Source organism: Leifsonia sp. GW821-FHT13C05, from assembly GCF_058806515.1.
In genome coordinates this window covers 1,302,603-1,316,205 of sequence record NZ_JBXAPT010000001.1, presented here as the reverse complement: position 1 = coordinate 1,316,205, position 13,603 = coordinate 1,302,603, and the positions used below count along the sequence as shown (strand labels likewise).

The 13,603-nt window shown below is 70.8% G+C and carries 11 protein-coding genes; 4 read left to right on the top strand and 7 right to left on the bottom strand.

Annotated features, from left to right (window positions below; translation table 11 throughout):
• Positions 1-3: 3 nt before the first annotated feature.
• Positions 4-1,164, bottom strand: coding sequence for a zinc-binding dehydrogenase (locus tag AC1ROC_RS06305; protein WP_492998819.1), 1,161 nt, complete (start codon positions 1,162-1,164; stop codon positions 4-6).
• A gap of 112 nt (positions 1,165-1,276) precedes the next feature.
• Here AC1ROC_RS06305 and AC1ROC_RS06300 point away from each other — a divergent pair, with 112 nt between their 5' ends.
• Entirely contained in the window at positions 1,277-2,707 is a 1,431-nt protein-coding gene (locus tag AC1ROC_RS06300) for an amidohydrolase (protein ID WP_492998816.1), read from the top strand.
• A gap of 634 nt (positions 2,708-3,341) precedes the next feature.
• On the opposite strand, the gene AC1ROC_RS06295 is transcribed toward AC1ROC_RS06300, so the two are convergent.
• Positions 3,342-4,082 (bottom strand): SDR family NAD(P)-dependent oxidoreductase, encoded by a 741-nt coding sequence (locus AC1ROC_RS06295; RefSeq protein WP_492998814.1) that lies wholly within the window; start codon positions 4,080-4,082, stop codon positions 3,342-3,344.
• A gap of 99 nt (positions 4,083-4,181) precedes the next feature.
• Here AC1ROC_RS06295 and AC1ROC_RS06290 point away from each other — a divergent pair, with 99 nt between their 5' ends.
• Entirely contained in the window at positions 4,182-5,162 is a 981-nt protein-coding gene (locus AC1ROC_RS06290) for an aldo/keto reductase (protein WP_492998812.1), read from the top strand.
• Positions 5,163-5,236: 74 nt separating this feature from the next.
• Here the strand turns inward: AC1ROC_RS06290 and AC1ROC_RS06285 are convergent, their stop codons facing one another.
• The gene (locus AC1ROC_RS06285) at positions 5,237-6,061 is read right to left on the bottom strand and encodes an alpha/beta fold hydrolase (protein ID WP_492998810.1); all 825 of its coding nucleotides are present in this window, start codon (positions 6,059-6,061) and stop codon (positions 5,237-5,239) included.
• A 155-nt stretch (positions 6,062-6,216) separates the two neighbouring features.
• On the opposite strand from AC1ROC_RS06285, the gene AC1ROC_RS06280 reads away from it, so the two are divergent.
• Together AC1ROC_RS06280 and AC1ROC_RS06275 are read left to right on the top strand one after the other, a co-directional pair.
• The gene (locus tag AC1ROC_RS06280; RefSeq protein ID WP_492998808.1) at positions 6,217-7,206 is read left to right on the top strand and encodes a methyltransferase; all 990 of its coding nucleotides are present in this window, start codon (positions 6,217-6,219) and stop codon (positions 7,204-7,206) included.
• Between the two features lie 94 nt (positions 7,207-7,300).
• Entirely contained in the window at positions 7,301-8,287 is a 987-nt protein-coding gene (locus tag AC1ROC_RS06275; RefSeq protein ID WP_492998805.1) for an MBL fold metallo-hydrolase, read from the top strand.
• On the opposite strand, the gene AC1ROC_RS06270 is transcribed toward AC1ROC_RS06275, so the two are convergent.
• The 4 genes from AC1ROC_RS06270 to AC1ROC_RS06255 all read right to left on the bottom strand — a co-directional run bounded on the left by AC1ROC_RS06270 (position 8,274) and on the right by AC1ROC_RS06255 (position 13,581).
• On the bottom strand, positions 8,274-8,867 hold the full coding sequence (locus AC1ROC_RS06270) for a TetR/AcrR family transcriptional regulator (RefSeq protein WP_492998802.1): 594 nt from the start codon (positions 8,865-8,867) through the stop codon (positions 8,274-8,276). The genes AC1ROC_RS06275 and AC1ROC_RS06270 overlap by 14 nt on opposite strands.
• Before the next feature lie 111 nt (positions 8,868-8,978).
• Positions 8,979-10,646: an amidohydrolase gene (locus tag AC1ROC_RS06265; protein WP_492998800.1), complete on the bottom strand. Its 1,668-nt coding sequence runs from the start codon at positions 10,644-10,646 to the stop codon at positions 8,979-8,981.
• A complete protein-coding gene (locus tag AC1ROC_RS06260; protein WP_492998797.1) occupies positions 10,643-11,521 on the bottom strand; it encodes a molybdenum cofactor biosynthesis F family protein in 879 nt (292 codons plus the stop codon). Before AC1ROC_RS06260 ends, AC1ROC_RS06265 begins: the two co-directional genes overlap by 4 nt.
• A 53-nt stretch (positions 11,522-11,574) precedes the next feature.
• Positions 11,575-13,581: a primary-amine oxidase gene (locus AC1ROC_RS06255; protein ID WP_492998795.1), complete on the bottom strand. Its 2,007-nt coding sequence runs from the start codon at positions 13,579-13,581 to the stop codon at positions 11,575-11,577.
• Between the last annotated feature and the right edge of the window lie 22 nt (positions 13,582-13,603).

Here is a 13,603-nt window from a genome sequence, read left to right as displayed (position 1 = left end):
TGGTCAGCCGATGCGCGGGTCGATGACGGCCTTGATCTCGCCGAGCCCGGCCATCGCCGCCACCTTCTGCGACGCCTCCGCCAGGCCGACCGGTGCGCTGAACAGCTCGTCCCACGGCAGGCGGTCGGCGAAGCTGCGGAAGAACTCGATGGCGCGGTAGTAGTCGGAGATGTCGCCGTTGAGCGAGCCGACCACGGTCAGCTCCTTGCCCATGATCGTGCTGAGCGCGACGGGGTCTCCCGCCGGTCCGGTGCTGCCGACCACGACGAACGTGCCGCGCTGCGCCGCCATCGCGAGCGCCTCCGGCCCGACGCTCGGCGCGCCTGCGACGTCGACGATCAGGTCGGCGCCCTGCCCGTCGGTGAGGTCGAGCACCCGCTGCACGGTGGCGTCGGAGCCATCCGCGATGTCGACCACGTGATCGGCGCCGAACCTCCGGGCGACGGCCAGCCGCTCGGCGGGTGCGCCGACGGTGATGACCGTCCCCGCTCCGGACAGCTTCGCGACGGCGGTGGCGAAGATGCCGAGAGCGCCGGACCCCTGCACCACCACGCGCGAACCGGGACGCACCCCGCCCGCCCGGTGGAACGCGCGCAGCACGGTCTTCGCCGCGCATCCGGCCATCGCCGCCCAGTTGTCCCTGACCTCGTCCGGGATCAGCAGCTTGGCCGCGCCCGGTGTGACGTACGCGTAGTCCGCGAGCCCTGCCGTCGCGTACGGAGGAACGTCGGAGCGCTGCAGGAAGCCGTAGCCGCGCTTCGAGCAGGCGACGGGCTCGCGCAGAACCGTGCATCCGAAGCACTCGCCGCAGGTGGACTCCGACCAGCCGATCCTGTCGCCGACGCTCAGCGCGCGACCGAGCGCATCCCGGGTGTCGGGGCCGAGCGCGACGACCTCGCCCACCATCTCGTGCCCGAGAACCATCGGCAGCATCCCGGGGAAGCTCATCTTCCCCGACCAGATCTCGATGTCGGTGCCGCAGAGAGTCGCACAGTGGATGCGCACGAGCGCCGCGCCCGGCTCGAGGGTCTCGGGGAGGGGGATGTGCTGCAGGGTGAGCGGCTCGCCGTGCGCCGTGAGGACGGCGGCGCGGGTGGAGGTGGGGGTGGGGGCGCCTGTGTCGGTGCTGGTGCCTGGGTCGGTGCTGGTGCCTGTGTTCGCCATCGAAGTCTCCGTTCCGTTCGACGGATTCCGGGGGCTTCGCTGCGCATCCGGTCGTCGATGTGGGTTATTCTACATACGTTGACCAAAATAGCGAGCCTCTCGAGGAGGAGAAGTGCAGCGACGCGACACCCCAGACCCCAGCGCAGATCTCGTACTGCGCGGCGGCACCGTGCACACCCTCGACCAGGACGACACGACGGGCACGGCCATCGCCATCCGCCACGGCCGCATCCTGCGGGTCGGCGGTGACGCCGAGGTCACCGCATCCATCGGCCGCCGCACCCGCGTGATCGACCTCGACGGCCGCGCGGTCATCCCGGGCATCAACGACTCCCACCTGCACGCCACTTGGCTGGGGGCGATGTGGCCGAACACGGTGTTCGGGGGGATGGATGCGGGGGCTGGCGCACCGCCGCCGGTCGACGGCGACCCGCACGACACCTCCCACTCCGCGCCGCTCCTCACCACGCGCGCCGAGCGCCGCGCCGCCATCCTGCGCGCAGGGGAGCTGATCGCCTCCCTCGGCATCACCAGCTACACCGAGCCGGGCATCGGCCCCGGCGAGGACGGCGGTGCGACCGGCTGCTTCGGCCAGGACGTCTTCGATGCGTACGTCGAACTCGAAGCCGAGCGCCGCCTCACCGCCCGCGTGAACGTGCTCGCCCTGTTCGGCGTGCTCGACGGGCCGAGCACCCTCCGCGACGTGACGACCGGCCTCCGGTCCCTCGAACGCGAGACCACCCGTCCCACCTGGCTGCGCGTCGCCGGGGTCAAGCTGTTCGCGGACGGCATCCCGCCCATGCACCAGGCCTGGACGCGTCACCGCTACCCGGACGGCACCTCCGGCGGCCTCCTCGTCGCCGGCCTCGACGAGGAGGAGCGTGCGGAGAACCTGCGCAGGATGATCGTCGAAGCCAACCGCCTCGGCTACCAGGTGGGCATCCACGCGACAGGCGACCGCACCATCGACACCGCCATCGCCGCCGTCGAGGACGCCCTCCGCGACAGCAGGGCGGAACTGCGCCACTACATCATCCACGGCGACCTCGTCGGCCCCGGCGAGCTCGCCCGTATGGCCACGCTCGGGATGGGCCTCAACGTGCAGCCGGGCATCGCCGTGAAGACGGCATCCTGGCTGGCAGCGGTCCTCGGCGACGACGTCGCCGCCTCCGCATGGCCCATCGGCGAGGCGGCACGCGCCGGGGTGTCCGTCTCGCTCAGCTCCGACGCCCCCATCCTCGCCCCCGACTGGCGTCAGGGCATCGCCGACGCCGACGCCTGGCTCGGCGCCCCGCTGAGCGGACCCACCGCGACCGCCGACCGGATTCGCGCCCTCCTCCGCGGATACACCGTCGCCCCCGCCCGCCAAGACGGCGCAGAGCCCTGGAAGGGCACCCTCGAACCCCGCAAGGTCGCCGACCTCTGCGTGCTCGAAACCGACCCGCTGAACGTGGCGGCGTCGGAGCTGCCCACGGTGGGGGTGGAGCTGACCGTGGTGGACGGGGAGCTCGTGTACGAGCGGGAGCCGGTGTATATGCGGTGAGGTGACCTCGGGGGATGGGGTGCGGTGTGCGCGGTCGCCGCGCCGTGCGCGTTTCCGCTCTAGCGGGGTTCGTGTCCGCCGCGCCGCGCGTAGCTCCGCTCGAACGGAGTTCGCGGCGACGGCCGCGGGCTGTTCCGTTCGGACGGAGACGTGCCTATCGCGCTCGACCCGATCACCACCCGCGCGACTCGCGCGTTCCCTCTCCGCTCGAACGGAGTTCGTGCCAGGAGGCCGCGCGTATCTCCGCTCGAACGGAGTTCGTGCCAGGAGGCCGCGCGTATCTCCGCTCGAACGGAGACACGCGCGGCGTGTCGGCTGCGTTCTCTTGCGTTGCTGATGCGCGAAGGCTCCCTGGCTCGGGTAGTCGCCCGACCCCGCGACCACGCGTGAACGCGGCCCGCCCACGGCGAGCACAGGGGAACGCGAGGCGGCACATTCAGGCCGCCCCGCGCATCCCGCGTACTTGTCGCACAGCAATGCGTGCACAAGAAGGAACCCGCGGCGGCGCACGCACCCCCTCCTCGCGCATCCCGTGTGCTTTTTGCACCCGCAACGCGTGCACGGGGAGGAACCCGTGGGGGCACACACGCCCCACCCCACCGCCCCACATATCCCGCGCCGCCGAACTACCGAACTACACCAGCAGCTGCCCGCCGTCGACCGCCAGGCTCGTGCCGGTGATGTGCGCCGCCCCCGGGCCCGCCAGGAATAGCACCGCCGGGGCGATGTCCTCCACGTCCGCGAGTCTTCCCAGCGGGATGCGCGACGACCAGACCGCGCGCTCGGGCGAGCCTTCCGGCATCCCCAGCTGCAGCATCGGCGTGAGCACCGGCCCGGGGGCGACCGCGTTGACGCGGATGCCGTTTGCGGCGAGTTCGATGGCGGCCCAGCGGGTGATCGAGTCGACGGCCGCCTTGCTGGATTCGTATGCTCCCATGCCCGGCGTCGGCTGGCGGCCGCCGATGGAGGAGATGTTGACGATCGCGCCGCGGGTGCCGGTGGCGGTCATCTGCCGGGCGACGGCTTGGGTGACCGCGAAGGTTCCGAGGATGTTGACGCGCACGATCGCGTCGTAGTCGGCGACGCTGAGGTCGGTGAGGCGTCCGTGCACCGACAGGATGCCCGCGTTGTTGACGAGGACGTCGATGGGTCCGTGGTCGGAGGCGACCTCCTCGACGGCCGCCGCGACGGCCGCCTCGTCGGTGATGTCGAGGGCGATCGCGGAGGCGCCGATCTCGCTCGCCACGCGGGCGACCGTGTCGGCGTCCACGTCGGCGAGGACGACACGGTCGCCGTTGTCGATGAAGGCTTCTGCGATGCCGCGGCCGATGCCGCCGCCTCCACCGGTGATGAGCACTGTGCGGGTTTCGGTCACGGATCTCTCCTTGTCAGGTCGCGCCACCACGTCATGGCGTCGAATGCAGTTATATTATACAAACGTAGAAAAAAGCGAAGCTGCTTCAGGAGGCCAGTCGTGTCATTCACCGGAACCGTCCCCACCCGCGCGCTCGGCCCAGGCGGCCCCGACGTGCCGGTCTTCGCCCTCGGATCCTGGAACACCTGGGACAGGATGGAGTTCGACGACGCCGTCTCGCTCATCCGCAGAGCGCACGAGGTCGGCGCGGCGTTCTTCGACGTGGCGCACTACAACATGGGTCCGCACGCCGAGAACGCGAGAACCGACCTGATCTTCGGCGAGGCGGTCCGCGCATCCGGGATCGCACGCGACGACTACCTGCTCTGCGGAAAGCTGTGGCTGTGGGAGTACCCGCACACCACCTTCGCCGACCAGATGCGCACCTCCCTCGACCGCATCGGCGTCGACAAGGCCGACCTGGTGGTGGTCGGCGACTACTTCGGTGAGGTGGATGTGCGTGCGATCGTCACCGACGTGGCCGCCGAGATCGGGGCCGGCCGCTTCGACGGCTGGGGCGTGAACAACTGGGCGATCGACGACGTGCGCCTCGCCATCGACTTCGCACGGGATGAGGGGCTCACCCCGCCCACGTTCGCCCAGCTCAAGTACGGCCTGGTGCGCCGCACGATGGCGGAAGGGTCGCACTACGGCGAGCTGTTCGCCGCCGGTGCGCTCGCGCTGCAGGCCTCCGACGTGTTCGAGGGCGGCATCCTCGCTGGCAAGCTGGCGCCGTCGCGCAAGATCGGCGCGGATGTCGGCGGCATCCGGGAACGCATCGTCGCCGCCTACCCGCGCGTCCAGCAGATCGCGCACAGCCTCGACGCCACCCCGACGCAACTCGGACTCGCGTTCGTGCTCGCCCACCCCGCGACGGCGAACGTGCTCTTCGGCGTCAGCCGCGCGGAGCAGCTGGAGGACAACCTCGGGGCGCTGGCGCTGCTCGACCGGGTGGGCGCAGAGGGTATTCGCGCGGTCACGGCGGACCTGTGGCTCGACCGCGAGGTGAACGCGGATGGGACGTGGGCGGTGCAGGCGTGAGGTGGCGGGATGAGGCTGGCGCAGGGTGAACGCGGACGGAATGTGACCGATGCTGGGGTGAGCGCGCGGATGCGTCACTCGCCCAGGAACGCCACCGCCGCCGCCCGGAACTCGGCACTGTCGAGCGCACCCCGGTGATCGCCGGGCACCCGCACGATGGCCGCGCCGGGCACTGCGGCCACCAGCTGGTCGATCCCACCGGACATCGGGTCCTCCGCCCCCGCCGCGAACAGGACGGGCACGTCGGGCGCGCCCGCCTCAGGCGCGAACGGCTCCGACCCCAGCCCGGCGATCAGCGCGACCAGGGATGCGGTGTCCGCGCCCGGTGCACACACCATCGCCGCCATCATCCCGGTGAGCGGGTCGGTGGCGGTGGGTGCAGAGTCGGCAGCAGTGGCCGCCGGGTTCCCGTCCACCCCCACCCCGGTGAGGCGGCGCAGCGCATCCAGGTCGACGGCGGTGAAGGGCTCGAACGGACTCAAGCCGCCCAGCACCATGCGTCGCACGCGGCCGGTGGATGCGGCGGGCAGCTCCCACGCGAGCCGCGCGCCGAGTGAGTACGCCACCACATCCACCTGGTCGGCGCCGATGGCTTCGATGGCGGCGGCGATGGCTGCGACGACCGACGTTGTGGTTCCGGATGCGGCACCCGCGACGGCGGGGGAGCGGCCGTGGCCGGGCAGGTCGATGACGTGGGTGGTGCGTCCGGCGTCGGCGAAGGTGCGCGGCCAGCCGGTCGCGGTGAAGTCGTCGTCTCCGCTCGATGCGAAGCCGTGGAGGAAGATCACAGGCGGAAGGTGGTCGGCGGAGGCGGCGGCGACGGTCGTACGGACCGCGAGCGGCCCTTCGATCCCTGCGCCCGCGGCGGGCGTCCCTGGCTCGTTCTGCGGTGTCGGCATCCTGGTCTCCTTCGACGGTGAGGTGTTTTTCTATGCTAGTAGAAAATAAACGTCAACGTATGTAGAGTCGTGGCATCTCCACTCAGACATCGCCGTCCGGAGAGGCTCATTCCGGAGCAGACTGCGGCGGCGCCACGACAGAAAGAGCGTGACAAGTGACCTCAACCCGTGCAGCAACGCCCGAGGCGATCGTCGACATCGCGATCGGTTTCATGGGAGCGAAGCAGCTGTTCGCCGCCAGCCGCGTCGGACTGTTCTCCGCCCTCGCGGACGGGCCGCTCGACGTGGCCGGGCTCGCGGCGGCGACCGGCATCTCCGAGCAGCAGATCCGCGTCCTGGCCGACAGCATGGCCGCCCAGGGACTCCTCAGCAGGACAGACGGACGGTACGCGCTCACCCCCGACGCCGCCGCCTACCTCACCGGCGACCGCGCCGAGCTCGACCTTGCGCCGTTCCTCGCCTTCCTCAACGCCACCAGTTACAGCCAGTGGCTCGGCTACGACTCGACGGTCGACACCAACGACGCGGGAACGCTCGACCTCGACGACGCCGGCTGGGGTGCGTTCCTCGACGGCGTGATGACGTACAACGAACTGCACGCGGCGATGCTGGTGCAGAACTTCGACTTCACGCCGTATCGCAACGCGCTCGACCTCGGCGGCCTGAGCCCCGCGTTCGCGGCGAAGGCGATGGCGGCGAACCCCGAGCTGCGCACGCGCTTCGTGTTCGACCCGCAGTCTGTGCCGTCCGTGCAGGCGGCGGTCGAGGCGGCCGGGCTGGCCGACCGGTCGGTCGTGGAGGGTGCGGAGACCGCGACGGCGGAGCCGGGCGGGGAACACGACCTCATCCTCGTCAACCACGTCATCCACCGGTTCGACGACGCCCAGAACCGCGGCATCTTCGAGCACGCCCGTGCCGCCGCTGCGCCGGGAGCGACGCTGCTGGTGCTCGACTTCTTCCTCGACGACGACGCCGAGCAGCGCAAGATCGACGCCCTGCACGCGGGGGAGTACTACAACATCGACGGAACGGTGGTCTACCAGGAGAGCGTCGTGCGCGACTGGCTCACTGCCGCCGGATGGACCCCGCGCGGCACGGTCGCGCTGCCGGGCAGCCCGCGCATCCTGATCGCCGACGCCGCCTGACCAGGCGAGCGGACAGTGGATGCGCGGGTGGCGCGGCCGGGCACGTTCCGGCCGCGCCACCCGCGCGCACACCACACCCCGATACCCTGAAGCGGTGACCGGGCAGCTGCGAGAACTCCACCCCGGCGTGCACGCCCTGCGCGTCCCGATGCATCCGGGCGGGCTGCCGTACAGCCTCTGCTACCTCATCGAGGACGCCGACGGCCGCATCCACATCGTCGACCCCGGCACGGCTGGCAGCGACAACCTCGCCGCCCTCGACGCCGCCCTGCGCAGCATCGGGCACGGGATGCACTCTGTCGCGTCCGTCATCGCCACGCACCTGCATCCCGACCACCTCGGGCTCGCGTTCGAGGTGAGTGCGGCGTCCGGCGCTCCCATCGTGCTGCACGAGCGGGAACGGGATGCGCTGCTCGCGCCACCCGCGCCCGCTCGCGACCCTGCCGCGCAAGTCGAGGCGTGGGGCGTCCCGGAGCAGCGGCGCCCCGAGCTGCTCGCCGCGGCGGCCAGGCCCTCAGCGGCGGCGACGCTCCCCGACGGGGCCGCCGACCGGATCGCCGGGGTGCGGGACGGCGACATCCTCGCGATCCCCGGCAGGAGCATCCGGGTGCTGTGGACGCCCGGCCACACCGCAGGCCACCTCTGCCTCGACGACGCCGGGCTCGGGATGCTCTACACCGGCGACCACGTGCTGCCGACCGTCAACCCGGGGATCGGGCTCGGCCCGGGGTTCACCAGGAACCCGATCGCCGACTACCTGGACTCGCTGGAACGGGTCGCGGCGCTGGGCGAACGCGAGGTGGCGCCAGGACACGAGGACGTGTTCACCGGGCTGGCGGAGCGCTGCGCGGAACTGTCGCGACACCAGCTGCGGCGCACCCAGGAGGTCGCCGCAGGGCTCGCATCCGGAACCGCCGCCGCGGAGGAGCAGACCGTGTGGGAGCTGGCGCGCACGCTCACCTGGACGAGCGGCTGGGACGGCCTCTCCGGCTTCACCCTGCTGTCCGCTCTCACCCAGACCGGGATGCACGCCGCGTTCGCGCGCTCATCGGAGGGGCGCGACCACCTCAGGCGGTCGTGATCCGCTCGAAGAACGCGTCCAGCTGCGCCTCAAGCAGTGCCGGGGTGGAGAGGTGCGGGGCGATCAGGCTCATCACGTTGGCTCCGACGTTGATCAGGACGATCTCGTCGACGAGCTGCTCGTCGGGGGTGGAGGAGACGATGTCGCCGGCCGCCCTGCCCTGCTCGATGTACGTGCGGAGGCCGCCGCGCCAGCTGGTGAGGTGGGAGAGGTACGCCTGGTGGAGGTCGTCGTTCGACATCGCCCGCTCCCAGAAGCTGAGCAGCACGCGGCCGGCGACGATGGCCTCCTCGGTGAGCGGGGCGGAGGCGTAGACGATCGCGCGGAGGGCTTCGAGGCCGGTCGCGTCGCCGACAGCGCTGGCCACGCCCTCGCTCATCATGCCGAGGGCGCGGTCGTACGTGCCCTGGATGATCTCGTCCTTGCCGGGGAAGTAGTGCTTCAGTGCGCCGTTGGCGAAGCCGGCCTCGCTGGCGATCTCCCGCATCGTCGCAGCCTCGAGCCCGCCTTTGACGATCAGCGCCCAGGTGACGTCGATGATGTCAGAGCGCCGCTGATCGTGGTCGATCACCTTGGGCATACGTCTCCCCTCGAAACGCGCTGGGACTCGGCCACGATGGTGTGGCCGGCATCGACAGCCGCGTAGTCAACAAGTGTAGGGTAACCGCTCCACCCGGCAGGGGAGGACGCGTCACTCCCGCGAGAACACCTGCTCACCCTCGAAAAACGTCTGCAATACCCTGATGCTGTGCAGCTCGTGCTCCTGCACCACGAATGGGTCGCGGTCGAGCACGACGAAGTCGGCGGACTTGCCCGGTTCGAGCGAGCCCGTCACGTCTCCGAGCCCCATCGCCGTCGCGCCGTTCACGGTGAACACTTCGATGGCCTCCGGCAGCGTGATGGCCTCTTCGATCCCGAGCACGCCACTGCGCTGCCCGGACGGGTCGGCCCTCGTCACGAGCCCCTCGATGCCCTCCCAGGCGTTCGGGGTCTCGCTCACCGGCCAGTCGGACCCTCCGGCCACCAGGGCGCCCGAGTCGATCAGCGACCGGTTCGGCTGCAGCCCGGCGACCTCCTCGGCCGGCCGCACGGTGCTCAGGGCGTCGGCGATCACACCGGGGAACCACAGGAACGGCGAGATGTCCGCAGACACCCCCAGCTGCGCGAAGCGCGGCAGGTCGCTCTCGGCGATGAACTGCCCGTGGGCGATCTGGTAGAGCGGAGCGGTGTGGCCTTCCGCGCGGACCGTCTCGACCGCATCCAGGACCATCCGGACGGCGGCGTCTCCCGAACAGTGGATCTTGGCCGAGATGCCCTGGGCTGCGGTGCGTCGCAGCCAGCCGAGCAACTCGTCGGCGGGCATCGTGGTCGTGCCGTGGAAGTGGGCGCCGTGCGCGTCGGACGGAAGGTAGGGTTCGAGGAACGCGCCGCTGTGCGCCGGCGGCGTTCCGTCGAGGAAGATCTTGATGAAGTCGGGGCGGTGGTGCTCGCCCGTCAGCTCTGCGCGGTGCGCGATGAGCGCGTCCCCCAGCTCGGCGTATCCGAAGATCTGGTCGTTGACGGTCATCGAGGAGACGACCCACGCGCTCAGCGCCCCACGGTCGTCGAGCGCCTTGAGCGCCCGCATCTGGTCGAGCGAGATCGCCGCATCCTGGAACGCGGTGATGCCGTAGGAGTGCACGATCTCGATGGCGCGCGCCGACGCCTGCTCCTGCTGGGCGGCATTGAGCGCGACGGCGGGCTGCGCCACCTCTTCGACGAGCAGGCCGGCCGCTTCGAGCAGCACGCCGCTCGGCTCTCCGGTCTCCGGGTCGCGCACGATCACGCCGCGATCCGGATCCGGTGTGGATGCGTCGATCCCGGCGAGCTCCAGCGCCCGCGAACTCACCCACCGGTTGTGGTGGCTGTCGTCGGTGAGGAGCACGGGACGGCCCCCTGCCGCGTCGTCGAGCCCGCGCCGCGCCTGGGCGTGCCCGAGCTGGTCGAGGAGTCCCGTGCCCCAGCTGCTGCCCACGATCCACTCGTCCGGACCGCGGGTCGCTGCGTATGCGCGCACCGCGTCGAGGATCTGGTCGTAGCTCGCTCCGTTCGAGAAGGTGAGCTCGAACAGTTCCGCCCGTCCGGCGTGGGCGTGGTGGTTGTGCACGTCGACGAGGCCGGGCATCACGAACGCGCCTGCCGCGTCGAGCACCCGCGTCTCCGGCCCGCGCAGGCCGGACAGCTCCGCCGCAGAACCGACGGCGACGATCCGGCCGCCGCGCACGGCGAACGCCTCCGCCCGCGAGCGATCGGCGTCCACGGTGTACACGGTGGCGTTCGTGACCAGGAGGCCGGCCGCGCCCTCGCCGACGGTGCTCATCGCGCGGTGTCCGCTCCGGCATCCTGAGCGGGAGCGGCCGCAGCGGGAGCAGCAACTGCAGGATCGTACGGGTCGGGATGCACGGTGTTGCTCAGCAGCCGCCCGTACGCCCCGAAGGTGAAGTGCGTCGGCACGGTGCCGGACTCGTCCAGCCCGAACAGCACGCCGTGCGATCGGATGGCGCGCACGTTGCGGTGGTCGGCGATGGTCACCGACGCGCACGGGATGACCTTCTCGCGCCAGGTGAACACGTAGATGCCGGGGCGGATCTCCCAGACGGAGTTCTCGTCGGTGTCGGCGAGACCCTTCTCCGGTCCGGCCAGGCACTGCCACGAGTACCACTGCGGGCTCAGGTAGACGTGCTCGTACGCGTGCTCGCTGCTGTACACCCACATCACCCGGCGGCCGATCAGCGCGGTGGTCGGCGCCGGTTCCGCTCCGGCGGTCTCGACGCCCTCGATGAGCGACGGCACGAACAGCTGACGCACCGCGGTGTTCCCCGGGAACTGGTCTCCGATGGCCTGGATGATCGACAGCGCACGGCCGTTCGTCAGGTCGATGACGAGCGACACCGCCTCGTCGGGCTTGTGCTGGTGGTGGAACTGCGCGAAGTACAGCCCGGTGTCGACCTCGAACGCCTCGTACGGGTCCGTGCCGGACGACGCGGCGATCGGATCCCCGTCTCCCGGCTGGTACTCCCACTCGACGCTGTCCGCGCCGAAGCGGTGCACGATCCTGGTGCCGCGCTCGTCGACGAGCGCGACGGTGCGCCCGGCGAGGTCGGCGGTCGGCTCCGCCTTGTTCGCGTCGAAGCCGGGGGCCAGCCCGTCCAGCGGGAGCCAGGTGGAGGTGTCAGACAGGGTGAGAGCGCTCATGTGATGTCTCCGTTCGGTGAGGGGTGGTGCAGAGGGATGCCGTCAGGTGGTGGTCAGTGCTTGCAGCGGCACTCGCCGCCGCCGTGCTCGCCGCCACCATCGCCGCCCGCGCAGCAGGACGACGCGGCAGCGCCATCCGGCAGGTCGAGCGCCGGGTTGCGGTCGAGGAAGCCGTACGGCTTGAACAGGAAGCCGGAGTAGTCGACCGGCATGATCGGCCAGTCCTCCGGGCGCGGGATGTGCGTCGGACCGAAGACGTGCCAGAGCACGATGTCGGTGTCTTCCAGCGAGCGGTCCGCGGCCGTCCAGGCGGGGAGGCCCGCCCCTCCGGCGTGCGCGTTGGGGTAGTCGCCCGCCGGGAAGCGCTCCGCCGGATCGAACGCGGTGGCCCACAGGTGCTTGGTGGCGAACGTCGCGCGCCCGAACACGGTCGATTCCGGCTGCGCCATCAGCGTCGCCCCCGGTTGCGGCACGAGGTGGTACGCCGTCGGCTTGCCGACCAGGTTGCGCCTGTCGGAGCTGGTCACCTCCCACACCCGCGACGACGCGGTGTTGGCCAGGCGTCCGGCCTCCCGTTCGCTGCGGATGGGCGTGGTGGTCCAGGTGAACGCGTTGCCGTAGGGGTTGTCCTCGCCGATCGGGATGCCGACCACGTCGACCTCCGCGAGCGAGTTGCGCTCCCCGTCGATCGCCACGTCGAGCCGCGCGCAGAACAGGTGCTGGTGCACGGGAGCGAACAGTCCTGGCGCGATCTCGGTCGCGTGCGGGTCGTCGGAGCCCGGGATGCCGGCTCCCGCGAAGACGATGCCCGTCGCCTTCGCCTCCACCTGGATGGTGCCGTCGAGGTAGAAGTACCAGAAGAAGCCGTAGTCGTAGTTGCCGATGGTGGAGAAGTACGACACGACCAGGCGGCGGGAGCGCCGCACCTCCGCTTTGCCGGTGAGGTCGGTGTGCTTCCAGAGCACGCCGTAGTCCTCCTCGTGCATACACACCACCTGGGGGATGGTGACCGGGTTTCCGTGGTCGTCGGCGACCACGCCGTCGAAGTAGTGGATGACGCCGAGGCAGTCGCAGCCGAGGGTCAGGCTGTTGGCGTTCTTGCCGAGCAGGTACTCGCCGGCGTCGAAGTAGCTGATCCAGAACCGGGTGGGCGTCGTGTCGCCGTACGGCACGACCATCTCGGGAACGGACGCACGAGAGAGCACCGGCCGGTCTTCGTCGCCGTCGCGGAACGTGACCTGGTTCAGCACCAGGCCCTCGCGCGCGTTGAAGCCGACCCGGAACTTCCAGTTCTCCCACTCGACCGCCTGCCCGTCCACGTGGAAGCTCGGCCCTTCCGGCTGCGTGATCTCGATCGGCTTCAGCGAGGTGCGGGCCGGTCCGACCGTCGCTGCGTCGTAGTTGCCGTCCATCGCGGGCACGGGGACGTCGCCCTCGTCCTCGACCCGGATCACCGTGCCGGCGGTGAGGTCGATGTGCACGATCAGCCCCTCCACCGGATGCGACCACGGCGAGTCGTCGATGCTCGATCGCAGGAACGTCAGCGACCGGATGGCGCGCCTGCCCACTTCGTCCGCCCGGTTGAAGTGCCCGGGCGCGAGCGGTGCGCAGAACGCCAGCTCCATGCGGTCGGCCAGCCCGCGACGCGTCATGGCCGCCTGCCACTCCGGAGACGCCTTGGCGATCCGCTCGGCCGCCTCGTACTCCTCGAAGAGGTATTGCGGCTGCCCGTACGGCGCGGCGTCCGTCGACAGCGGCGTGTGGCTCACGAGTTCCGAAGTGGTGAGGGAGACGACGGCCTCCGCCGACTGCCCGGTGGCGGTGTCCAGCAGCACGAACAGGATGCGCCGCTCGATCGCATCCCCTGGCCGGAAGGAGGCGACGGCCTCCTTGGCGGGCTCGACGGGGAGCACGGAGGGGAACCGCGTGCCGGGCCCGATGAGCCCCGCTGCGTCGAGGATGTCGCGACCGCGCGCGAGCTCGGCGGCCGTCAGCGAATCGAGGGGATGCGCGACCGTGGTCGGTGCGGTCGTTGTGCTGGTGTGGTGGTGCGCGGACATGGACATCCTTCTGCTGGTGGTC